Annotated in this window: 25 protein-coding genes and 1 riboswitch; of the genes, 19 read left to right on the forward strand and 6 right to left on the reverse strand. The window is 42.9% G+C overall.

Annotated elements, in window-relative coordinates; all coding sequences use genetic code 11:
- Positions 1–8 precede the first annotated feature (8 nt).
- The 13 genes from B0H94_RS11215 to B0H94_RS11280 all read left to right on the forward strand — a co-directional run bounded on the left by B0H94_RS11215 (position 9) and on the right by B0H94_RS11280 (position 12,078).
- Positions 9–689, forward strand: coding sequence for a response regulator transcription factor (locus B0H94_RS11215; protein ID WP_106589365.1), 681 nt, complete (start codon positions 9–11; stop codon positions 687–689).
- Positions 679–1,749: a sensor histidine kinase gene (locus B0H94_RS11220; protein ID WP_181315379.1), complete on the forward strand. Its 1,071-nt coding sequence runs from the start codon at positions 679–681 to the stop codon at positions 1,747–1,749. The genes B0H94_RS11215 and B0H94_RS11220 overlap by 11 nt, the downstream gene beginning before the upstream one ends.
- Positions 1,750–2,423: 674 nt before the next feature.
- Positions 2,424–3,047, forward strand: a complete 624-nt coding sequence (locus B0H94_RS11225) for a hypothetical protein (protein ID WP_106589367.1) — start codon at positions 2,424–2,426, stop codon at positions 3,045–3,047.
- 108 nt (positions 3,048–3,155) lie between these two features.
- A complete protein-coding gene (locus tag B0H94_RS11230) occupies positions 3,156–4,307 on the forward strand; it encodes a thiolase family protein (RefSeq protein WP_106589368.1) in 1,152 nt (383 codons plus the stop codon).
- Between the two features lie 723 nt (positions 4,308–5,030).
- Positions 5,031–5,786: a metal ABC transporter ATP-binding protein gene (locus B0H94_RS11235; RefSeq protein ID WP_106589369.1), complete on the forward strand. Its 756-nt coding sequence runs from the start codon at positions 5,031–5,033 to the stop codon at positions 5,784–5,786.
- Positions 5,786–6,655, forward strand: a complete 870-nt coding sequence (locus B0H94_RS11240) for a metal ABC transporter permease (protein WP_106589370.1) — start codon at positions 5,786–5,788, stop codon at positions 6,653–6,655. Before B0H94_RS11235 ends, B0H94_RS11240 begins: the two co-directional genes overlap by 1 nt.
- Positions 6,656–6,690: 35 nt before the next feature.
- Positions 6,691–7,674, forward strand: a complete 984-nt coding sequence (locus B0H94_RS11245; protein ID WP_106589371.1) for a metal ABC transporter solute-binding protein, Zn/Mn family — start codon at positions 6,691–6,693, stop codon at positions 7,672–7,674.
- Between the two features lie 295 nt (positions 7,675–7,969).
- The gene (locus tag B0H94_RS15240; protein ID WP_181315380.1) at positions 7,970–8,329 is read left to right on the forward strand and encodes a hypothetical protein; all 360 of its coding nucleotides are present in this window, start codon (positions 7,970–7,972) and stop codon (positions 8,327–8,329) included.
- An 18-nt stretch (positions 8,330–8,347) separates the two neighbouring features.
- Positions 8,348–8,887, forward strand: coding sequence for a GNAT family N-acetyltransferase (locus tag B0H94_RS11260; protein ID WP_106589450.1), 540 nt, complete (start codon positions 8,348–8,350; stop codon positions 8,885–8,887).
- A 27-nt stretch (positions 8,888–8,914) separates the two neighbouring features.
- A complete protein-coding gene (locus B0H94_RS11265; RefSeq protein ID WP_106589373.1) occupies positions 8,915–9,832 on the forward strand; it encodes an aldo/keto reductase in 918 nt (305 codons plus the stop codon).
- A 133-nt stretch (positions 9,833–9,965) separates the two neighbouring features.
- Positions 9,966–10,364 carry an IS200/IS605 family transposase gene (tnpA, locus tag B0H94_RS11270; RefSeq protein WP_106589374.1) on the forward strand — a complete coding sequence of 133 codons (399 nt, stop codon included), beginning with the start codon at positions 9,966–9,968 and terminating at the stop codon, positions 10,362–10,364.
- Between the two features lie 18 nt (positions 10,365–10,382).
- Entirely contained in the window at positions 10,383–11,831 is a 1,449-nt protein-coding gene (locus B0H94_RS11275) for a transposase (RefSeq protein WP_106589375.1), read from the forward strand.
- A gap of 4 nt (positions 11,832–11,835) precedes the next feature.
- A complete protein-coding gene (locus B0H94_RS11280; RefSeq protein WP_106589376.1) occupies positions 11,836–12,078 on the forward strand; it encodes a hypothetical protein in 243 nt (80 codons plus the stop codon).
- Between the two features lie 155 nt (positions 12,079–12,233).
- On the opposite strand, the gene B0H94_RS11285 is transcribed toward B0H94_RS11280, so the two are convergent.
- From B0H94_RS11285 to B0H94_RS11300, 3 genes are all read right to left on the reverse strand, one after another.
- On the reverse strand, positions 12,234–12,680 hold the full coding sequence (locus B0H94_RS11285) for a GNAT family N-acetyltransferase (RefSeq protein WP_106589377.1): 447 nt from the start codon (positions 12,678–12,680) through the stop codon (positions 12,234–12,236).
- Between the two features lie 60 nt (positions 12,681–12,740).
- Complete coding sequence (locus tag B0H94_RS11290) at positions 12,741–14,804, reverse strand: flagellar assembly protein A (protein WP_181315381.1); 2,064 nt, start codon at positions 14,802–14,804, stop codon at positions 12,741–12,743.
- A 121-nt stretch (positions 14,805–14,925) separates the two neighbouring features.
- Positions 14,926–15,020: riboswitch (cyclic di-GMP riboswitch) on the reverse strand.
- Positions 15,021–15,416: 396 nt separating this feature from the next.
- A complete protein-coding gene (locus tag B0H94_RS11300; RefSeq protein ID WP_106589378.1) occupies positions 15,417–16,661 on the reverse strand; it encodes an MFS transporter in 1,245 nt (414 codons plus the stop codon).
- A gap of 353 nt (positions 16,662–17,014) precedes the next feature.
- Here B0H94_RS11300 and B0H94_RS11305 point away from each other — a divergent pair, with 353 nt between their 5' ends.
- The 4 genes from B0H94_RS11305 to B0H94_RS11320 are packed head-to-tail and all read left to right on the forward strand — an operon-like array spanning position 17,015 to position 18,400.
- Positions 17,015–17,215 (forward strand): PspC domain-containing protein, encoded by a 201-nt coding sequence (locus B0H94_RS11305; protein WP_106589379.1) that lies wholly within the window; start codon positions 17,015–17,017, stop codon positions 17,213–17,215.
- 40 nt (positions 17,216–17,255) lie between these two features.
- Positions 17,256–17,435 carry a hypothetical protein gene (locus B0H94_RS11310; RefSeq protein ID WP_106589380.1) on the forward strand — a complete coding sequence of 60 codons (180 nt, stop codon included), beginning with the start codon at positions 17,256–17,258 and terminating at the stop codon, positions 17,433–17,435.
- Between the two features lie 5 nt (positions 17,436–17,440).
- A complete protein-coding gene (locus B0H94_RS11315) occupies positions 17,441–18,109 on the forward strand; it encodes a hypothetical protein (protein WP_106589381.1) in 669 nt (222 codons plus the stop codon).
- A 24-nt stretch (positions 18,110–18,133) separates the two neighbouring features.
- Positions 18,134–18,400, forward strand: a complete 267-nt coding sequence (locus B0H94_RS11320; protein ID WP_106589382.1) for a hypothetical protein — start codon at positions 18,134–18,136, stop codon at positions 18,398–18,400.
- Here the strand turns inward: B0H94_RS11320 and B0H94_RS11325 are convergent.
- Together B0H94_RS11325 and B0H94_RS11330 are read right to left on the reverse strand one after the other, a co-directional pair.
- Entirely contained in the window at positions 18,397–18,750 is a 354-nt protein-coding gene (locus tag B0H94_RS11325; protein ID WP_106589383.1) for a hypothetical protein, read from the reverse strand. The two genes, B0H94_RS11320 and B0H94_RS11325, sit on opposite strands and share 4 nt — an antisense overlap.
- 87 nt (positions 18,751–18,837) lie before the next feature.
- Complete coding sequence (locus B0H94_RS11330; RefSeq protein WP_106589384.1) at positions 18,838–19,506, reverse strand: hypothetical protein; 669 nt, start codon at positions 19,504–19,506, stop codon at positions 18,838–18,840.
- A gap of 922 nt (positions 19,507–20,428) precedes the next feature.
- On the opposite strand from B0H94_RS11330, the gene B0H94_RS11335 reads away from it, so the two are divergent.
- Positions 20,429–20,794, forward strand: a complete 366-nt coding sequence (locus tag B0H94_RS11335; RefSeq protein WP_106589385.1) for a hypothetical protein — start codon at positions 20,429–20,431, stop codon at positions 20,792–20,794.
- A gap of 38 nt (positions 20,795–20,832) precedes the next feature.
- Here B0H94_RS11335 and B0H94_RS11340 read toward each other — a convergent pair whose 3' ends face one another.
- Positions 20,833–21,417: a DJ-1/PfpI family protein gene (locus tag B0H94_RS11340; protein WP_106589386.1), complete on the reverse strand. Its 585-nt coding sequence runs from the start codon at positions 21,415–21,417 to the stop codon at positions 20,833–20,835.
- A gap of 301 nt (positions 21,418–21,718) precedes the next feature.
- Between B0H94_RS11340 and B0H94_RS11345 the strand changes: the two genes are divergently transcribed.
- A complete protein-coding gene (locus B0H94_RS11345) occupies positions 21,719–22,234 on the forward strand; it encodes a hypothetical protein (RefSeq protein WP_106589387.1) in 516 nt (171 codons plus the stop codon).
- Positions 22,235–23,478 lie beyond the last annotated feature (1,244 nt).

Here is a 23,478-nt window from a genome sequence, read left to right on the forward strand (position 1 = left end):
TGATGCGTGTGGGGCAGCAGATTTTAGTTGTCGAAGATGATGAAATGATTCGTAACTTAATCCAGATTTATCTTGAGAAACACCACTATGAAGTGATTACTGCAGCTGATGGTGAAGAAGGCAGGGAGGCGTATCTGGCGCATTACCCGTGCCTTGTTCTGCTTGATTTAATGCTTCCGAAATTAAGTGGTGAAAAGTTGTGTGAATGGATTCAAGAGCAAGACAACAATGAAACTTCGATCATTATGCTGACGGCGAAAACAAGTAGTGAACAAAAAGTGGCCGGCCTGCGTCTTGGTGCAGATGATTATATAACAAAGCCTTTCAGCCCTGAAGAACTTGTAGCCCGGGTAGAGGCTGTGCTTCGGCGCGGCGGGCGTTTCTGCCAGCGCATTGCGCACAGCGGCCTTGTGATCATGCCGCGGCGTGGTGAAGTGTATCTATATGAGCAGCCTTTAAAGATGACAACCTATGAGTTTCATTTGTTGTACCACTTTATGTCTCATCCGAATATCGTGTTTTCGCGGGAGCAGCTTGTCGCCCAAATTCATCCTGATGATGAAGCTGACATTCTTGAGCGGACGATTGATGCGCATATCAAAAAGCTGCGAGAAAAAATTGAAGAAACACCGGCAAAACCAGCAAGAATCCAAACGGTGCGCGGTATGGGGTATCGCTTTGTTCCGTAAAATAAAAACAAGAAGTTTACTCGTACAGCTTACTGTTGTGCATACGATTATTATCAGCCTAATTGCTTTGGTAAGCGGTTATTTCATTTACGCTGCCGCCTGCAGTCTCGTCGATCAACTGCCGGCAGAGCAGGATAACCGCGGGCAGGTGTTTCGTGAACAGTTTGGTGCGCTGCTTGTGATCAGCGTACCGCTTGTAACGCTGATCGGCGCTTTTTTTCATTACTACTTCTCCAAAAAGGTGATTCGGCCGATCCAACAGCTCGAACATTCGGTGACGGACTTAAAAAAAGGAGTATACCCGGAGGAAGTAACGACGTCCTCATTTAAAGAGTTAGAAAATTTAAGTACGCACATGAATGATTTAAGCAGGCGCCTCCAGGAAAACGAAGTGCTGCGCGATAAAATGATGACAGATATGGCCCATGAACTCCGAACCCCGTTTTCAAATATCAACGGTTATTTGGAAGCGCTGAAAACCGGCGTGATTGATGGGTCGCCGCAGCTGTATGCATCCCTTCATAAAGAGGCGCAGAAATTAACAGGCATGATTGATCAGTTGCAGGAGATGAACCGCTGGAATGAACACTCTCCTGAAATTCTCGGAGAAAAGTATGTTCAAGACATTCAGCCGGTGCTTGAAGAGACATCGGAAATGTTCATGTTGAAATTTCAGGAGCAGGGGATTCCGTTTGAGGTGAAGGTTGAAGCGGCTAAACTTACTTTTCATAAGGAAGCGGTCGAGCAGGCCGTCGCGAACTTGCTTAATAATGCGTATGATTATTATGAAGGTTCGCAGCCGGTGAAATTGCAGGGCCATAGCGAGGAAGAGGTGTATCGGATTTCTGTCATATCACCTGGTCCTTTTATTTCAGAAGCCGATCGGAAATGGCTGTTTGAGCGGTTTTACCGTGCGGATCATTCACGTAGCCGTAAGACCGGTGGCACAGGCCTGGGGCTCTCCATCGTGAAAGATATTATTGTTCAGCACCACGGCGGCGCTGTCAGCGTTACATCTGAAAAAGGTGTTCATACGTTTGAGCTCAACCTTCCCCTATAAGCTCAAAATAGGAAGAGTCGCTGCGGACACGATCTGGAGCGGCCCGATTTTCACCCTAGGTTTTACAATCAATAGCATGTGTGTTTAAATTACATAAAATGGGTTAAGGGTATTGATACTAAAAAATCTCGACATTGAATAATTTAAAAAGAATATAAGTTCAGTACATGTTAACAGCAATCAAAGTCACCTCCCATGCACGTAAATATATATCGGTTAAGTTCTTGTTAAAAAATGTAACTTATTTAAGGAGTGTGGTTGTAGTTAAACTAAGAGGTTTCTCCTTAGGTGTCTTAGGCGTTTTAATTGGCCTTGTAGTCTTAGGAGTTTTAAGGTGGGCAGGTTTACCTGTGTATAGCGAGAGGGTCTTATCATTTGTATTAGGTGAACCAACGCTTTGGAACTTTACGCCTTTAATCCTTATCTCTATGCTTGTGATTTTCCTCATGCTTCGGAAAGTGAGACGGTCGGGAAATACCTAAGGATGTCACGACCTAAAACACCTATTTGATCCATTGAATAAAGCAAATTAACTAGACGCGCTGCAGGTACACAAGCCTGCGGCGTTTTTTAATCAATCATCTTGACGGCAAACGCAATGAGACCGATAATGTGGTGAGTTGGAAAAAAGTAAAAATCAGTCATTGTAAGCATAGTTTTAGGAGATGGTGAAAATGAAAGCAAAAAGCACAGCAGCATTACTTCTTAGTGCAGGGTTAGTCACAGCTTGCAGCAGCGATGAGCCGGAAATCAATACCATTCAGCATGCAGACCTTAGTGACCGGGAAGAGTTGATCAATATGGCACATGGACCGTCCAGCTATATTTATGATGTCAACGCCGGAAGCAACTACAACACGATGGAAGTGTGGGTGGAGTTATACGAGGGACAAGATTTGGTGGATGATGAGTTTTTACATATTGATACTGAAATTGATGGGATGAGCCACATCAAATTTTATAGAGATTCAGAGCTTTCTGAAAGGGCTGATGATCATCATCAAGATGAGTTGGGGATTGTGGTGAACGGTGCAGAAGAATTCCCGGCGCATACAAAAGGCTATTTTGAACCACCTGTTGATGAAGAAGGATCCCGTAAAGGTGGGGGGCAAGTGTCTGCGACGCAAGAGCATCCAGTATCTATTCAAGATAATGATGAGGCGATCATTGCTGCGAAGCAATTTAGAGCGTCAAACACAACATTAGGTTTTGACATTTTAGACGGTGAAACGGTTGATACCGGAATGTTCGAAGCATCGGATATAACGTTTGTCGTCCGGGCGGCTTTTGCACGGTAAATAACGACTAGAAACATGCATTAGCATGCTTTCCGGGATTTCGTGTGTGTGCTATACTAACAAAAATAGTGAGTGGCGATTCATTCATGCTACGGGGAGGCAGATGTGATGCGTAATGTAGTCATTGTTGAAGCCGTGCGGACGCCGGTCGGCCGGCGAAAAGGCGCGTTTAAAGACGTGCGCCCGGATGAGTTATTCAGCGAGGTGCTTAAAGGCGTCGTTGAGCGTGCCGGCGTGCCGGCGAAAGAAGTTGAAGATGTGATCGCCGGGTGCGTCACACAAATTGAAGAGCAGGCACCGGATATTGCCCGGCAGGCAGCGCTTCTTGCTGATTTTCCAATCGAAGTGCCGGGTGTCACCCTGGATCGGCAGTGCGGTTCGAGCCAGCAGGCCGTACATTTCGGCGCACAGGCCATTCAAAGCGGCGATATGGACGTTGTCATTGCCGGCGGCGTGGAGAGTATGACACGTGTGCCGATGTTTTCCAATATGAAAGAAGATACGTACAGCCCGGTGTTAAAAGAAAAATATGAAATGATCAATCAAGGGTTATCTGCCGAGCGCATCGCCGAGCTGAACGGCTTCAGCCGTGAACTGCTCGATAACTATGCACTCACGAGCCATACGCGGGCGGCAGCTGCCCAGGAAGCCGGCGCATTTACAGAAGAAATCTTACCAGTGGAAATTGAAGATACCGGCGGTGCGCGCACGACGGTGACTGAAGATGAAGGTGTGCGGCCGGATACAACATTTGAGGCGCTTGCTGAATTAGATCCGGTTTTTCAAGCGGACGGAAACATCACCGCAGGTAACGCAAGCCAGATGAGCGACGGCGCATCTGCAGTATTGTTGATGGCTGAAGATAAAGCAGAGGCACTCGGATTAAAGCCGCTCGCCCGCATCATCAGCCGCAGCGTCGTTGGGTCGGACCCAACGCTTATGTTAACCGGGCCAGTGCCGGCGACGGAAAAAGCACTCGCTAAGGCCGGGCTTTCGATTGAAGACATTGCCTTAGCTGAAGTAAACGAAGCTTTCGCGTCTGTGCCGCTGCACTGGCAGAAAGCCTTTGGATTTTCCGCCGCGCAGTTAAATGTAAATGGCGGAGCGATCGCGCTTGGTCATCCACTTGGCGCCACCGGAACGAAGTTGTTAACGACCCTCACGTACGAGTTAAAGCGGCGGAATGAAAAATACGGCTTACTCGCGATTTGTGAAGGCCTTGGCATGGCAAATGCGACGATTATTGAAAATCTAACGTAAATGATGCGGCGCGCCATATTGTGCTTGGCGCGTCGTAGCATGTAGAAAAACTTTTAAGAAAAATGAAGGCCGACGTCGCTTTTCGGCGGACGCTTGCCTCGGGTAGGGCCTCAACTTCCTCGGCAGACACCCGCTGCCTGTGGGATCTTCTCACTCGTTGTTCTGCAAGGCGTTGCCGGCGATGCTCGAGAGCCGATCTTTATTTCATACTTGGGCTAGGTGTCTGGCACGCCTTTTTTGTGCCTGACACCTAAAAATATTAATCCTTTATGGAAGTGAAGCCAAGCCCTCGGGAAAGCGTCCGTCGGTAGTGTTGGTCACGTTCATGATTCGGTTTTTATCCTCTTCATGCAACAGCCCGAGGCTCGGAGCCGTAAGATGTCCGTGAATGTTTGGTTTTCTACTTTGTCGACAGTTTATGGCGCGCCAGGTTATGCTTGGCGCGCCATTTATTTTGGGGAAACAAAAATTTTTTGAAAGTTGCACATTTGTCACAACAAAGCGTACAATATAATTGACAAACGAAGCGAACAAAGCGTAAGATTTAATTAGCTAAAAACGTGAAGCGATTTTTTTAGAAGAAAAAGTTGGTCGAGGGCAAGTTCATTCCCTTTGTACAACTATAAGCACAAGTCTTATTTTTTTGAATAAAAGTTGCGCATGTGCAAATTACTTGTCCTTCGCAAAAACAACCATGAAAAACAAATAAAGGAGGGGTGCTCGTTGGCACCAGCCGTTCAAGTATCAAATATTTCGGTATCGTATCACGGAGAAACAGCACTTGATGATGTTTCATTTACAGCTGAGCCATCGCAGTTAATCGGCATTATCGGGCCAAACGGTGCAGGGAAATCAACCTTAATTAAAACGATTATGGGCATGATCGGCCGCAATGAAGGTGAAGTTGAAGTGCTCGGTCAACCGATTTCAAAAGTACGTAAACGTGTCGCTTACGTTCCACAGCGCCGCTCGATTGATCTGGATTTTCCAGTTCGTGTGGAAGATGTCGTTGTGATGGGAAGCTACGCACACCTTGCCTGGTGGAAGCGGCCCGGAAAAAAAGATAAAGAAAAGGCACTTACTTGCTTGGAAAAAGTCGGCATGCTCGACTTTTCCCACCGGCAGATCGGGGAGCTTTCCGGCGGACAGCAGCAGCGTGTGTTTATTGCCCGGGCTTTGATGCAGGATAGTGATGTTCTCTTTTTAGATGAACCGTTTGCCGGGATTGATGTTGCTTCAGAAAGCATTATTATTGATTTACTGCGGGACTTACGTAACCAAGGGAAAACGCTGTTTGTCGTCCATCATGATTTAAGTAAAGTTGAAACGTATTTTGACACGATTATGTTGTTAAACCAGCGCCTGCTCGGCTTTGGCGCAAAAGATGAGGTGTTTCAGCCGGAGCTTGTCAGCCGGGCGTACGACGGCAATGTTGCTGTGCTTGGTGAAGGCAAAGAGCAAGTGGTGGTGACAAGTTAATGGAACAGTTGACGCATTTTTTTGAAGCCGTAACAAACTATACATTTTTACAAAATGCGATCATTGCCGGCGTCCTTGTCGGCATTTTATGCGGTGTTGTCGGCTGCTTTATCATTCTTCGAGGTATGGCCCTGATGGGTGAAGCCATTTCCCACGCCGTGCTCCCGGGGGTTGTTTTAAGTTACATGCTCGGCGCAAGCGGCTTTTTCATCGGTGCGGTGATTACCGGTACACTCGCTGCTGCGGGAATTGGCTTTATTAGCCAAAACAGTAAAGTGAAAGACGATTCAGCGATTGGTATTTTATTAACCGCAACGTTTGCTTTAGGGATTGTGTTAGTGACGACCCTTGATGGCACGAGTGTTGATATTTGGCACATTTTATTTGGTAACGTGCTTGCGGTTTCACAAAACGACTTATGGCTTACTGGAAGTATAACGGTTGTCGTGTTAGCTGCCGTATTTCTTTTTTACAAGCAGCTTGTTTTATCAACCTTTGACCCGACAAATGCAGAAGCGATCGGCATGCCGGTAAAACTCATTCATTACGTATTAATGGTCGTTTTATCGCTTGTCACAGTGGCTTCACTACAAACAGTTGGGATCATCCTTGTCGTTGCAATGTTAATCACACCAGGGGCGACCGCTTACTTATTAACCGAGCGCCTGCCGGTGATGCTGTTTCTATCTTCGGTATTCGGTGTCGTTTCAGCTGTGAGTGGCGTGTACTTTTCGTACATTTATGATGTGGCCACAGGCGCTTCCATTGTGCTTGTCGCTTCAATATTATTTACAATTGCACTGTTTTTCTCGCCGAAACAAGGCGTGGCGGTGCGTTGGTATAAAAAGGCTGTTACGGGGCGGGCGTGATCTCGCAATGTACAGTAAAAAAAGGGGTAGATACCATGGACAAAAAAACATTGATAAGCTGGATGGGGATCACCGTTGCCGGTGGCATGTTACTTACAGCATGCGGTGATGCAGAAGAGGAAACCACTGAAGGCGCGGAGGAAACTGAAGAAGAAACCGAAGAAGCTGAAACTGAAGATCCGGAAGAACTGGATGAAGTTGACGCAGACAACTTGCAGATCACAACCAGCTTTTCAGTCCTCGGCGATATTGTTGAACAAATTGCTGGTGATGAAGCTGAAGTTGATTTCATCGTACCACTCGGTGAGGAACCTGAAGAGCACGAGCCGACACCGAGCGATTTTGAGCATGTCAGTGACTCAGATGTGTTCATCATTAATGGCATGGGTCTTGAATCGTGGCTTGAGTCCCTCATGGATAACGTGACCGACACGCCGGCCGTTCCGGTAAGTAATGGTGTGGATCCAATCATGCTTGAAGACGGTGAAACTGCAGATCCTCACGCTTGGCTCGATCCGGCCAATGTTGAAATTTATGCGGAAAACATTGCTGAAGCGTTAAGTAAAGCTGCACCGGATGAAGCTGAAACCTTTGAAGCAAACGCTGAAGCGTATATTGAAGAACTTGAAGAGCTCGATGCTTATATTCAAGAAAACACAGATGACATTCCAGAAGAAAACCGACTCATCACAAATAGTGAAGATGCTTTCGTTTACTTTGGTGAAGCGTACGACTTTGACACAGAAGGTATTTGGGAACTGAATGCTCATGAAGAAGGTACACCACAGCAGATTGCACGGATGGTGGATATTGTGCAGGAGCGCGAAGTGCCTTACTTGTTCAATGAAACGACAGTAAGCCCGGATTATATGGAGTCAGTTTCCGAGGATGCTGGGGTTCCGGTATTTGACGAACCGGTTTATACGGATGCGCACGGTGAAGAAGGGAGCGGCGCAGAAACGTATATCTCCATGATGGAGCATAACGCAGATGTTTTCCGCGATGCTTTAAGTGAATAAATATTTAATCCTGAGGTCTGGTGTGCCAGGCGCTCAGGGTTATTTTTTGGCTGAATGAATTTCATGACAACAACCGGGCAGTGAACGTGACTTTCCTTCACCTGCGTTTGTAACATGGTAGATCCTTTCAATTTGTGAAATATGGTAATTTCATAGTTCGTCTATTATAATTGAGTGTAGCAGGATTTTACATAACGTGAAGCGGAGGGTTTTCATGCAGAATAGATATAAATTTATCGCAAACACTAGCGTTTTTACCGCAGTGATCACTACCTGACTGTTGGTCGCATTCGGGATGTTGTCGTTCGAAATCCGTCTTCAATATCCCTCAGCTGTTACCGTCGCAATGTTTGGCGCCGGCATTTTAATAGCTGTCAGCTGGCTGACAGATGTAGATCAAGTAGAAAAGATGACACTTAGCCGCGGGGGCGTTGTCGTGTTGATCAGTATCGTAGGTGCGTTGTTCATTAACAAGTTATTGTTTGAGACGATCTCTCTGATGAGTGCAGGGATGGCAGGGGCAGCAGCTGGGGTGCTTTTATGTGTTGTGCTTCGTTTTCGGCTGAAACTCCAAGCTGATCAAAACCGGGTTGATAAAGTGCTGCACACGCCGGTGGTGCTGTTTGGTATAACACAATCATGGGTGATTTTTTAGGAGGACGTTAAGTTGGAGATGAAAGTGAACGAGCAAACGGTACTCCGGCCGTTTTACACGACAGATGCTGAGGCGTTTTATCGATTGACGATGGATTCAAAAGCTCATTTGCGTGCGTGGCTAGGCTGGTTGGATCATATTAAAGACGTATCTGATACGGAAAAATTCATTCAAAGCACGCATCATGATCTGAAAGAAACGGGAGGTTACCTTAAATCTTTTGCGATTGTCCACGAAGGAGAGGTTGCCGGCACGATCAGCTTCAACGAACTCGATTTGACGAATCGAACAGGAGCGCTCGGGTATTGGCTCGGCGAGAAGTTTCAAGGGAAAGGGATCATGCAGGCGTGCTGCAGATGTTTGCTTTATTATGGCTTTGAAACGATTCAACTTAACAGAATTGAAATTAAGGTAGCTGTAAACAACACGAAAAGCAAAAATATCCCTGAAAAACTCGGATTCACAAAAGAAGGGCGTCTCCGGGAAAAGGAATGGCTCTATACCACATTTGTCGATCATGACGTCTATTCGTTGTTAAAAAGGGAATGGACCCAATAAAACGCTAACTTGAAGGAGGAAACAACGGTGCATGAGCTGACGTTAGGTAACAGTCATATCAAAACTGGGGCGATGGCCCTTGGCTGCATGCGCATGGCGGACCTTACTGCCGGTGACGCCGCTCAAGTGATTGAAACGGCGGCAGAAGTAGGGATGAATTTGTTTGACCATGCTGATATTTACGCAAAAGGTGAGGCTGAAACGAGATTCGCCGAGGCATTTACAAAAACGAGCCTCAACCGCGACGACGTTTTGCTGCAGTCCAAATGCGGCATTCAAAAAGGATGGTATGATTTCTCCAAAGCACATATCATTCAGTCGGTTGAAGACAGCTTGAAGCGGCTTGGCACGGATTATTTGGATACGTTTTTACTGCACCGGCCGGATGCGTTAATGGAGCCGGAGGAAGTGGCAGCGGCTTTTGATGAGTTAGAAGCTGCCGGTAAAGTCCGCTTCTTTGGGGTAAGTAACCATAACCCGCACCAAATCGCGCTGCTTAAGCAGGCGGTCACTCAGCCGCTTCTGGTAAATCAGCTGCAGTTCAGCCTCGTACATACGCCGCTCATTGATGCCGGGCTTAACGTGAATATGCGCAATGATGCAGCGGTTGTGCGCGAAAACGGGATTCTTGAATACTGCCGGCTGAATAACATGACCATTCAAGCGTGGTCTCCGTTTCAACACGGCATGATCGAAGGCGTGTTTATCGGTCATCCGGATTTTCCAAACGTAAATCACGTACTTGAAGTGATGGCAGCTGAAAAACATACGAATGTGTCAGCGCTTGCTGCGGCTTGGATTCTCCGGCATCCGGCAAAGATGCAGCCAATTATCGGTTCGATGAATCCAAGCCGGATTCAAGAAATAGCTGAAGCTGTAGACGTTACGCTCAGCCGTGAAGAATGGTACGAGCTGTACCGTGCTGCTGGTAATGATCTGCCGTAATCACGATAAAGACGCAAGGAAGCCCCTCAATTGATTGACCGGGAAGAATTGCGTCGGTTTTTCGCCTTTTTGATTAGTTTGTTATTCAATTATCTAATTTTTGTGTTACACTTAATTCAAAGAGGTGATTGATATGACGACAGATTATACTCATAAAAAAGGAATCGTTTATAAACATCAATTCCATGTTATCTTTTGCCCTAAGTATCGAAGGAAAGTGCTTGTTGATGATGTGGCGAATGATTTAACTGAGATATTTTATCAAATTGCAGAGGAAAAAGAGATAACGATAAAGTCTTTAGAAATCATGCCCGACCATGTACATATGTTTATTGAGTTTGACCCTAGACGAATGTTGCACAAAGTCATAAAAGACTTCAAAGGTATTAGCAGTCGGATTTTAAGAGAGAAACACCCGCAATTAAAAAGCCGATTACCTAATCTATGGACTAGGAGTTATTTTAGTTGTACTGTTGGACACATTTCTGAGGAAACCGTTAGAGAGTACATTAAGAATCAAAAAAACGTGTAGACAAGGGGGGGAGTCCCATTGGCTAAACAATCCTATATTTTAACCCTCCCCCTTTCAACAGAGAAGTGGCAAGAAGATGTGATATTCAAGCGTTTAGAGATCGCAAGACACATTTACAATGCCTGCTTAGGTGAGTTGTTGAAGCGACACAAACGTTTGAAGCAGGATAAAATGTATCGGTATTGGGTTCAACAACCGAAATCCAAAGAACGAAATCAAGTCCTTCGAGAGTTGAATAAGGAGTACGGATTGAATGAGTATGCCATTCATACTTATGTGAAGCCAATGCAGCAGCATTTTAAGAAGAATATAGATAGTAACACATCGCAAAAAATAGCGACACGTAGTTGGTTGACGTTTGAGAAATACGCCTATGGCACAGCAAATCAAGTCGTATTTAAACGTCGTGGTGAACTTTCTTCCGTCGAAGGAAAAACAAATACATCAGGGATTCGTTTTCAAGACAACATCGTAAAATGGAATGGTTTGAAGATTTCTGTACAAACCAAAGATCGTGATGAGTACGCCCATGTAGCACTTTTAGATCGGGTAAAATACTGTCGCATACTACGAAAAATGATTCGTGGAAAAGAACGTTATTTTGTTCAGTTAGTTTTAGAAGGTGTTCCCCCTAAAAAGACAGATCGAGAAACAGGAGAAGTGAAACAACCGCGTGGTATTGGAAAGGTCGGTATTGATATTGGCACACAGACGATTGCGGTTGTCAGCACAACGGAAGTAAAACTGTTGGAACTTGCCCCTGCTGTCAACACGATGGAGCGCGAGAAACGAATCCTGCAAAGGAAACTAGACCGCCAACGCAGGGCGAATAACCCGCACAAGTACAATGAGGACGGTACGATTAAGCGAACAAAAGATCAATGGCATTTCAGTAAAAACTATGTGAAAACGAAAGTTCAGTTGGCTGAAATCAACCGAAAAATCGCTGACATGCGAAATCAAGAGCACAGCAACATGGTGAATTGGATTCTGTCGCTCGGCGACGACATTAAAGTGGAAGCGATGAACTATAAAGGGCTTCAAAGGCGGGCGAAGGAAACAACAGTCAACGAGAAAACGGGTAAAATCAATCGTAAAAAGCGGTTTGGAAAGTCATTGTTGAACAAAGCCCCGTCTATGCTGTTGACCATTTTGGATAACAAGTTAAAGTACGATGATAATGAATTGAAGAAAATTGATACGTTCAAAGTGAAGGCGAGTCAATTCAACCATTTCAACGGAGGCTATGTGAAGAAAACCGTTAGCGAACGGTGGAACGACTTTGAAGGCATGAAGATACAACGTGATCTTTATAGTGCGTTCCTTATTATGAATGTGAAAGAAAATCTGTGTGAAATTGACAGCGAAGCCTGCCATCAAAAGTGGGAAGCCTTTAAGACTTCCCATGATCGAGAGGTTAACAGACTGAGAAATAATGAACGCACGATACTCAGTATGGGGGTGTAAATATATGGAGGAATTAAACAAAGAAAAAATAAAAATTATTGCTGAAAACTTCGCTAAAAGTTATATGAAAGGTACTGATGATTGGGAACAGATACTTGATTATGAGGGAGAGATACCTAAAATAATTAGGGAAGTTGTGAATGTGTTGGATTATTCCTTTTGGTTTGAAGTTAGCGACAAGAAAGGTTTATATAAAGACATCATGAGTGACATCAATGAATTAAAACAAAGAGAAGGACAATCTTAAATCCTCCTTTGGTTTTGAACCGAGCCGACACAACCGTAACGTAAGCCATTGGGCTATGCGTGGTTGATGAAAGTCTAAGGGAATAGCATTAGTCCTGCAAGCAGACATAACAGCTTGCAGGGAAGTGCTTTGAAGTACCTTAGAACCCACCGAATTTATTCGTGTGGAGGTTCAGTTAACTTTTTACTGAAAAAAATGCTTTCACGTTCGTAGCCCATTTTTGTATAAAACTGTTGGGGTGTGCGATGTTCAACGTGCTTATCAATATTTAACGTTGTAACAGCTGCCCCTTTTTTGTCGGCCCATTGTTCTGCCTCTTCCAACAGCTTTTTGCCGATCCCTTGTCCCCGGTGGTTTTGATCAACAACCAGGGCGGAAATTTGAACATAAGAACCGTCTTGTACGTAAAACAGACCAGTATTTAAGCCAATCATTCCTACAATCCCTTCTTGGGTTTCACATACAAATATGTCGTGATTCGGGTGGGCTTCGATTACTTTAATTCTTTGATGAAGCCTTTCAATTGTTGTCGGATAACCAAGTTGTTCTAATAATTGAGCGATTTGCTTAACATCACGGGTAGCAGCTTGTCTAATTTCCATCAAACCACTCCTTGTTTGTACATTCATTATTGCATGAAGCTAAGCTGGTATATGAGAATTTCATAAACCTTGCAAATTCTTTGTTGTACTTTGAAGGTTCAGTGTGCCGTCTTTGTTTAACGAAGCTTGAACATGTTCAGCATCATCGTAAAAATGATGTTTGATATGACCGATATAAATAATCGTGTCGGTATACGCGTAACTGATGTTAATCTCACCATCTTCTGGTACTTGGATGACAGTCTTGGCGCCGCCCATTGACCCTGAGGTTTTGATAGACACACTGCTTCCTGATCGGACCTCGCCGCCGGCCACCGTTTTAGCAATATTGATCTCCCCGGCGCCGTGTAAGATGCTGTTAATACAACCGCGGCCGGTGACATGAATATGACCGCTGCTGTACAAGTGACTGTTTGTCGCATAGCCGACGGTTAGATTAGTATCCGGATCTTCTTCAGCAAGGGTACTTTCATACAGGTGCTGCATAAACTGGTGCCACTTAACGAGATCATCTAAAGATGCAGAAACCCGTGGGAGGAACAATATAAACTGGCGGTGCAAGTAGTCCCGAAGCTTTAACCATTCTTGATCAATCAACATTTCGTGCTCATCAATCAAATCGACAAGCAGCTTTGCGTGATCAGGCAGAGCTTTCATTTTCTGCTCGGTTAACAGCTGTATTAATGAGCTTAACCCAACACTGTCATAATCTGTTTGTTTAAAGCCTTTCGCTTGTTGAATCTGACGGATCGCATGAATAAGTTCTTTCATATGCCTTAAAAAGGTTTCCAAGGGAGCGCCAATTTTCGACAATGCCAGCTGATGATTGCCGGCAACTACTGTCGAGTTAATCACGTTTCGTTGAATTGTGGCTGAATAGCCTGCACGAATCTTGCTATGGTCAACATAACCTTTCACCCAAATTGAACCATCTGCTTCTATACGCATCCCTTCTTCAACGGAACCTTGAACATCAATGTCTCCCACAAAATCAAGGTTGCCAGTTTCAATATTGACATCACCAGAATGAACGAGGCAGGGGAGAACGGAGACGCGGAGAATACGTCCACGACTGTCTACATGAGGCCGCCCATTATCTGTCGCGACTACGCGCTGTTCCCCTTCTAAATAAGAAACCCCTTTGCCAGGCTTCACAATAAGTTCCTTACCATCTTTTGCGGTTAATATACGCCCGTAAATATCGATCCCATCTTTGCCGGGTTCAGGGTCTTGGATCGCAGCGATCACTTCACCTTCTTCGACACTCGGAATATCATAAGTTTCCCGGTGGTCAACCGACCCATCAAGATGTTCCTGTGGAAGTGTGCGTTCTGATTCGAGCTCTGTTTTAAATGTAGCTTCTCCGTCTTTGCCGTTTACCGGCGGTCGAGCTAAAGCAATAACAAATTCAGAGGCTGTTTCAGTCGCACAAGCCCGCTGAATCGCATCATAATCAATGCCATAGGTAACTTTATATTTTTCAAGCTCGGATAAAATATCGCTCATAAGCAGCTGGTTGTGCATTTGTTTCTTCTCGGTTGCGACAAGCTTTATTTTTTCTGCAGGTGAGTGATCTTTTAATGTGCGCACAAGAAAATATCCTGGATCAACGGATAACACAACCGATTCGCCCTTATTGTCCACTGCCATTTTCCATTTCGTTTCTATACGTTCATTTTCAACATCAATCACAATATCATCAGACTCTTTCACCGGTTGTTTTTTCTGGAATTCTTGTCCATTAATACTGATTTTCACACCGGTGGCAGGTTCGATGACAGGGAAGTTATCTTCTCCATCTTTCACATGAAGCTTGCCGTTTTGGACCCAGACTTTCCCTTTTTGGCATAATTCATTGAGGTCATCATCCGTTTCTGTATCAAAATTCATGTCGTCGATAAGCTCGTGAAATGACTGCTCGGTTTTGTCTGCTGCTTCATCAATCTTAACGCCAGATAAACGAACTTCAACGATGGCTCGTTCTTTCAAGTAGCCGAAAAAATTGCGCTTTTCCTTTTGAATAACGCTCACTTCAAGGGTGTCAGAGGTCTTGCCAAAATGCTGTTCAGCGTTATGGACAGCACTTTCAACGGTGCTTGCAAAAAATCTTGTCGGTCTGCTCATAAAAAAACCTCCCTTAAGTTTCTTGGCGGTGAAAAAGCGAAGCCGAAATCTTTGGGAGGAGGAAGGTCTATTTAACATCATGTCGACCTTATATTCAAATTGATAGAATAGAACCTTCTTCCCCGGCGGCCAGGCGACCATAAGGATAGCGCTGCTTTTCCCATTAGGCCCTAAGCTTTGCGTCACAGCCTTTCAGCTGTTTTGCCCATCTTTGCGGTGAAGCTTCATATTGACAGTTGTTAACTGTTACATATATCCTAATTAACTTTGTACATAAAAGTCAATATATTGTCGAAAAGTATTTTTTTTGAGAGATTTGTATAACATTTTTACAATTGAATTTTCGTTTATCCAGTAAAAACCGACAAAGTTAGACAAACTGTTGATGAAGAAAAATGTCGGCACTGTTTAAGGGGGAATTTAACTTACAATTGAACGAAACAAAATAGAACGCTTATAAATGATGAAAGTGGGGGGGAGGAGATACGTATAAAAGCAGCCAAACTTGTGTGCCGGCTGCTTTTATAAATGAGGATTACGTTGCGGTAAACACCAGCTGAAGCTAGGGTCATCCAAAGATAAAGTAATCTGCTTTTCTTACGCCCAACGCCTTCAAGCTTCAGCTTCTTTTTCAACAACTTGTTCCTCCGTTTGAATCTCATAGTTCCTTAGCGCCTTGCTTTGAAAAGCGATGCAGGCAGATAAAAGGTACAAGAGACCAGCTGCAATGTAGATCGTCTGTACGCCGGCAATGTCAGCCAGCCCGCCGACAGCCATAACCATGAGTCCGTTCCACGGTTTTAAAAATGCAGATCGAGCGGCCATCACATTCGGTCGCTCGTCGGCCGGGATCGCATCTTGCAGAATCGACGTTTGGCAAATGTCTCTTGCTTGATACATCGGACCCATAAGCACACATAAAAGCAAGGCGAGAAGCACGATGTCATTCATTGAAAATAGCAATGTTAATAACCCCATCGACACCCCGCTTAAGCCGATCATGATACCAATGCGAAATTCAAGGAGTTTTGCCTGCCACGTGACAAGCACGCTGCCAAGGATAGCGCCAGTAAAGTAGGCAGCATTAATAAATCCCCATACATCAGCCCCTTGATTGAGGATCACATGCGTGAACGATAACAACAGTGCCGACGTCCAGATCGCATTGGCCATCCCTTCAAACGTTTCCATAAGTGTGATGTTTCGCACAACCGGGATCTGCCATACCTTTTTCCAAGCATGTTTTTTAACAGATTTCTTCTCCAATCGTTCATTCGTGCGAATGGCAGTTGCAAGTACGCCTGACGTGATAAATGCGAGTGCAGTAAAAATGATTAAATAAGGAAAAGACACGAGAACGTTTAATACACCGCCGATGGCCCACCCGGCTGTCATGAGCGTTTGCTGGATCATCACTAACAGACCGTTTCCTTTAACATAGTCTTCTTTTGAAACAATTAACGGCAGTAAAGCAAACCTTGCCGGCTGATACCATGCTGTCACGAAGGCATACATCATCAACGTGATATAAAGAAACAGAAGTGTCACCGGTGTGATGTGTAAAAGCAGCCCGCCAATGATGAGCACAAACACGGCGCGGAACCAGCCAGCCACGTGGATCACCTGGGTCAGTTTGTAATTGTTGATGATCAATGAAGCAACCATCCCACTTACAAATGTTGATAAAGACATCACCCCGATCACAGTAGCAGCCCCAAATACAGAACTTGTGGCGTTATAGACTTCCACCATGACGGTGACCTGCAACAAGATCGCAGCAAGCGAGTTAAACGTCTGTGAAAACAGCAGCTGCCGGAAAGCAGGCCGTTTGAAAAGATTTTTTGTGGTGTTTTTCATAAAAGATCACATCGCTTATGTAGGGGATACGCTCCACACAAAAATTGCAGGCGGTGCCCTCAAGTTAGGAAGCTTTTCGGCTCATATTCTTAGGCGATTTGGAAAATTTAAGAGCATTCTTTAAATATAGGATCGTATTTTGTTAAAATATGTTTATTATGGTAGAGATTAAATTTGGATTTGTCAAAGTATCACGAGTATTTATATAAAGACCAACCGAATGTATATCCGCTCAAAAACATATAAGGTGAAACGCTTCTATTTATAACAAACTAGGTTTGTGAGAAAATATTCATAATAAAGGTAAATTAGGGAAAAATTAGCTTTTTCAACTGATAAACATCAAGGGGGCGTTGGGGTTAAAAAATGGATTAAAAAAGGCAGTAAACGATCGGTCAATCGCTGGTGTATGTGGAGGCGTCGCTCATTACTATGGGATATCTTCGTTTTACGTTCGAATTATTTTTTTAGTGTTATTGGTTGTAACGCCTCCGATAAGTTTACTTTTATACATGATCCTTGCGAACAAGTTAACTGAAAACGCCAGCGTTTAATCCCACTTGTTTAAAAGTATGTTTAGAAGGGGGCATTTGAATGGAAGTTATTCTTTCTACACTCATCTTATTTGCACTATTGTTAATCTCTTATAATTTGAACAAACTAAGAAAAGAGCTTAAATACAAGCATTCGGATCAATGTGAAAAAAGCTCCTTGGATGAAGAAACGAGAGAGCATATTCAACGTGAAATTAAAGCAGCATTAAATGAGAGGTGAACGAAATGAAAAAATTAATCATGATCATTGCTGGTGCAGTGTTCGTTGTCATCGGCGGGGCAACATTCGTTCTTGCAAGTGAAGAAGACGGGACGGATTTAAACTCGGTAGGTGAAGCCATGGGAGTTTACTTGTTTGACGGTGATGGAGACGATGATTCTCCACAAGCAGATGAAGAGATGTTTGCGGAGATGGACCGTGATACGCATGAATTCTTGGTAGCTTCACTGCGTATAAACGGCGTCGATGATCAAGAAGCCCAGGCATATGAAGAGCAGATTCAACAAGTTGCTGTAAAAGATCAAGCGCAACAAAAAGGCGTCATGCCTGATGAATCCGACGTTCAAGCACGTGTTGAGGAACAAAGAGAAATGATTGAAGAAGGCGAATCCGAAGACGGTGTGGAGGTTCGTGGCAGCGATGAAACTTCAGAAAGGGTTGAAGAGCTGGCAGAAGAGAGCGGCATCACCGTTGATCAATACTGGGAAGAGTACATGCCGATTTTGGAAGAGGTCACTTTAGCTGAAGAAGCGCTGCGTGAAAAACTAGTTGATGAAAATGAGATCCAAGGTAATAGTGATGCGCGTGAGGCGTGGCACGAACAACGAGATCAAATTGTAGACGCGTACGAAGACGAACATGCTGAAGAAATTGAAGCTTTCAAAAATGAATAAGTCATTGTCACAGGAGGCAGTCATTTGTTTATCAGCTTTCCTAAACTTGCAGGCTGGCTCACGGCCGTTTTAGTGCTCGGTGCTTGCACCGCAGAAGACGATCCGCCGCTCAGCTTAGGTGAAACAGCGGAATATGATGATATAAAACTTACAGCATACGAACTGGAATTTGTGGAGGGCGGTCAAACGTATCGAGGCTTTGATATTCAGCCGGCAGTTGATGGTATTGTGCTGCCGGTTGAGATAAAAAACAACAGAAATGACTCCTTCGTTATAGACCGGGACTTTTAACCTTTAATTGTTGCTATAATCAAAACATGATAGTAGATAACAGCCGCTAGCACACCTAATATTAAATAATAAAAAATGTCATTGATCGGATAATTATTTATGATCGCCACATAAATAAAAACATTAAATATTACGCCGCTTAGACTATAAATAACTAGTTTTATGAAATACCCATTGAACCATTTATTCACTACATATGAAGCTATCGTCCCTCCCACGATGAATACCGGCAAACTATATATAAAATACATAACAAATATAAATATTGCATCATTTCCAATGCTCAACACACTATTAAATATAGCAAATATTAGTGCTGCCACAAGTGAGGCTATCCATGCTTTTATCATAAATTTCAAATCCTTTTATAAGTGAAAGTAATGATTTGTATCGCTTAAAAAACTAAAATACTTTAATTAGAAATGACACTAAACCAATTATGAAGATAACAACTTTTTAAACTGAAACAAGCTTATAAAGAGGACTGCAGAGGTGATACTTCCATTTTGATCATAGATTACTTTTGCAAAAGTTTCATAGTTGGCCTCGACAACAAACTTAGGTCGCACATTAACGGTTTTCATCTCTTTGTCTTCTTCATAGTACAAGGCTGTTTGAAAACGGCGCCCCTCTTTCTTTAAGCGCTTGATCTGCTTCGAAAAAATTAACTTTTCATTCTCATGCGCTGAGGTTAAATCCTGGGGGACAGGTTGATTCAGGCGATTGATGATTAACATAAATACAGCGTACATTAAAATCACAACGACGGGTACTACAAGCATCATTTGGGTAAAAAAGTCGAGTGGCTGAAACAATATAGTGGGAGCAACCGGCAGCATCAATAATGTTAAAAATTGATTATTCATTAACATCAGGGTCTCATGGTTATTTAAATTAACACGGCTCGTTTTGCGCCAATGTCGAAAAAATAAAGCGTAGGTGGAAGTCGCAATAAAGGCAAATAATGCGGCAATTCCTAACGCATAATCTTCAGGTCGCAGACCGCCCGCTAGATAAAAAGTGACATACAGCAGCACAAAAGGAAGAAAAATAAATGGGCTGGCGTAAATGAAAAATCGCATGAGTGATGCAGCTTTAGCTGCCATTGTAACGACCCTCCCTGCTTTGTATTTTATTTATGAAGCTTTTGAAACACTTTGTTCGTTTTTTGGAAAAGGCGATCATAAAAGTCACTTAAATAATGAAACACGAACAGCCTTACAAGATAGAAGAACGCAGCAATAAACATAATGAAAAGAAATAGAATTAGCCCCTGCTCGATCGCCTGCACAATATGTACTCCTTTCTAACCCTCTCAGTCAATCAGTATGTGACCTACAAGACAAAAGTTTGTTTATTTTTCTTTCTTTTGTTTCGGTTTTTTAAATAGTACCCAGATGATGATGGCTACGAGCATTATAAAAGCCACCAAAGTGATATTTGCCGTTCCTATAAGGTTAGCAAACGCCATGACTACATATCTCCTTCTTTTTTAGCATTTAAATAAGTTTGCAAAAATTGATCTATAGATCAGACAAGTTTGCAGCAACCCCTTCATTTTGAACAAGGTTTTCAACTTGTGATCATCTTGGTGATGCCAGAAAAGGATCGCCTTCAGAAAGATCATATCGAATACACTGCGCGCTAATCATTACCGTGAAAATAAACAAAAATAAAAGCTCTCCTTTTTCAGACAATCCTTTCCAAAAATCGTTGCATGCCTGTTTAGTAGAAGTTAACATATAAAGTGAGTAATTGGAAGTTCACGCTAGGCAGTCTAAAAATTAACAAAGTAAATAAATAAAGGAATTGAGATTGAAAGAATTGACATTCGTATTTTGCATGCAAAACTACCCAATGTTACAGCTAAAACATACATAAGAATGCAAGCTGTTAAATGGCTTTAGCGTTTATGTATACGCCACATCATATTTTGGCCGGAAATGTTCGTTTCAAAAGAGTGATTGTCAGACGTGGAGGACTGGAGATACGGTTCAACTGGCTAAATGATGCAATGGAGGAAATATAATGAAGAGGTTCACAATATATGCAACGTGTATGCTTATATTGCTAGGTTGTAGTCATGCAGACTCACTAGAAAGAGATCCTGATATATCAGGTGAAGTTTTGGAAATTGATGCTGAGGAATCAAGGTTTTTAATGGAAGGTCCTGGTTCATTGGCTGGAGATGATGATGGCAGTGCAAAAGTGTGGTTTACATCTAAGAATCCAGGCGCGCACAAGCCCATGTTTGATGAAGATGGAAATGATATAACACTTGAAGATCTCACTGCAGAAGATAATGTAAAGGTCTGGGCACAAGATGAAGTTTTATTAGACTCCGATCCAGCACAAGGGTCTGTGGAACATTTGATAGTGCTTAAAATGAGTTAAACAAGCCGTTTCACAAGCTGTATAAAACGGCTTCATGTTTATAAATCATAAGCCATCCACTTCGCGGTTTCTGCGACAGCTTGTTTGCCGGCGAAGCGTTCGACGAGGTGAAAAGACATATTGATACCGGCGGATATACCCCCTGAGGTCACGATATCTCCTTCATCTACAAATTTCACATCTTTCTTCACGTGTAAATGTTGAAAAGCAGCTAAACGCTCGTAGGATCCCCAGTGCGTCGTAGCAGCTCGTCCGTCCAACACACCAGCGTTTGCCAAAATAAGTGCACCTGTACAAACTGAAGCTAACACTTCCACGTTGTGCTGTCTTTCAGAGATCCAAGCTAACAGCTTTTCATTGTTCATTTCATTGACCCGGGCGCCTTTTCCGCCGGGAATGATAAGAATATCAAAGGCAGGAGCTGCGTCTAAGCTCGTGTCTGGGACAATTTGTAGACCGTTACGGGCCACCACCTTTTCACCTTGTTCAGAGATTGTTAACACCTCAAACAATGGGTCATGCCCTTGATCGGAACTTGTAAAAGCAACAGAGAACACTTCATAAGGGCCGGCAAAATCCAGCACTTCAACATCATCAAACAAATATATCCCGACGTTCTTCATAGTGATCCTGCTCCTTATTGTAAATGTTACATGAAATTGTACAGCTGCCAACAAACAAGCTACTGTAACGTAAAGTATTGGTTGAAGTATATCAAAGAAAATGAGGCAGCGCATTTTATAGAAATCGGAGGTCAATCACTATAAAAGGAAATTTACTGCTCATATTCTTGGTGTAATCGAAAATGGAAGGAAAGTGATTAGAATACTAATCTGTTTCTACAAATACAAGCTTGTGTAAGAACGAGGAAAAAAATAGAGTCAAAGTAAAAGAATCATTATTTGTTAAAGGAGTTGATTTAAATTGTTAAAGCTTTTAAGGCTGTGTGTGTACGGTATGACAGCAACCTTACTTTTCAGTGTAGTTACGGGGTGTGGTGGAGAAAACGCCGCCGGTTATGAAGAAGATTTTGACCCAGATCATAGTCACCCAACACCGGTGATTTCAGACCGTGTGTTTGAAACGAGTGAGCGTTACGCTGAAACTTTTAATGATCAAGGAACGGTGTTTTTTTACCAAGAGCATCAAGGAGAATTGGATGAGGAGCACAACTACCTACAAATATTTGTAGGTGAAGAAATGTCATCTGTTCAGCCTGAGGAAAGTGAGCTTTTAGAAGAAACGGATGATTTCGATATTTATGATGTTGCACCTTCTTCTCAAGAAAACAACATGATCGCGGCTAATGGTGAATTGGGAGAAGACGGGCATTATACGGGTATCGAATTTGCGGTATATGATGGTTCAAAAACCAATGAAGAAATGGTAAATGCTCTTATAGATGAAGTGCTGCCAGACCTGAAAGAAGATATTGGTTAAACTCAAAGAATTTTATTACGGTAATGTTCGGGGGATGACCGTTGGGTGATTGGACCGCACAAGAAAACACCGAGCTGCAAAATATAAATCCTTATGAAGCTAATTGAACATGATTTTTTAACAAATAAAGATAAACAGGGAAAAGTGAATATGTCGAAAATCTTAAAAATCATGTTATTTTGGGCGGTCATCTTCCCAGTCATCGTTACTACCCTTCGTATGATTACAGATTATATATTGGGCAAAGACATTGAGTTGGTATCGTACTCAGCAGTTTTCTTAGGCATATCCGCTGCGGGATTGATTTTTGTTGGACCATTAAATTGTTTTCTATCAAAATCCAAAGAAAATTAAATTTACTTAATCATACTGTTCCATACTAACGGGGAAAATTCCTGTAACATGGTTTAATATAAAAAGGGTTTAAAATTGGAGTGAGAGTATGGACTGGGCACTATACATTGGTGCAATTGGGGCGTGGGGTTTAATTCGAAGACAGCAGAATAAACTCAAACCTATCCATTTTTTGCTGGAGAGTTTATATATATGTATAGCAATATTCATTCTAAGTTTTTTTGGAGACGCAATTACGACCTATTTTAATTTTTCCTTGCCACAAACTTTGTATTACTGGATAGGTGGGTTAATAATGTTTTCGGTTGCTTGTTATTTGTCATTAAAGTCATGGAAAGTTTCAAGTGATGGTTAATAAAAATGTCACTAACGAAGCTGTCACTTCAGTAAAATTTCTCTTTATTGGCAAAGAGGGATGAAAATAATTTCTGGAAGGAAGAGAATTCTTAAAAATCGTCTTTCTGCTAGCGGTAAGCTTGAGTTGAAAAAAACAATAAAACCAAGCGGACCATTTCGTTTTATGGCAGCTCCGTTTTTTCTATAAATAGTAACATTTGAACTGCAACAAAGTCTTTTAAATTAGCTTTTTCAAGCAATAGTTAAATTGAATAAGAGGAAGAAACCTGTAAAAAATCACTTTCAAAAATTTCAATTACCGTATTAAGTTTGATTTTGATCATAAGTATTGAAGAAATCCATTTGAAAAGAGTGTCTATCATGGATTAAAAGTGGTTAACACCAATATTTGTAGGTATTGTTGTAGTCATCGTTTCGTTAACTTTAAGTTATACGTTTCCTGAACTTACCGGCGTGAACAGGGCAATTATACTCACAATTGTAGGTGGCGTTTCAGCACTCATAGGTGAAGCTGTATTTAAAACAAAATGAAA

Origin of the sequence: Salsuginibacillus halophilus, assembly GCF_003014715.1 — a bacterium.
GTDB lineage: Bacteria > Bacillota > Bacilli > Bacillales > Marinococcaceae > Salsuginibacillus > Salsuginibacillus halophilus.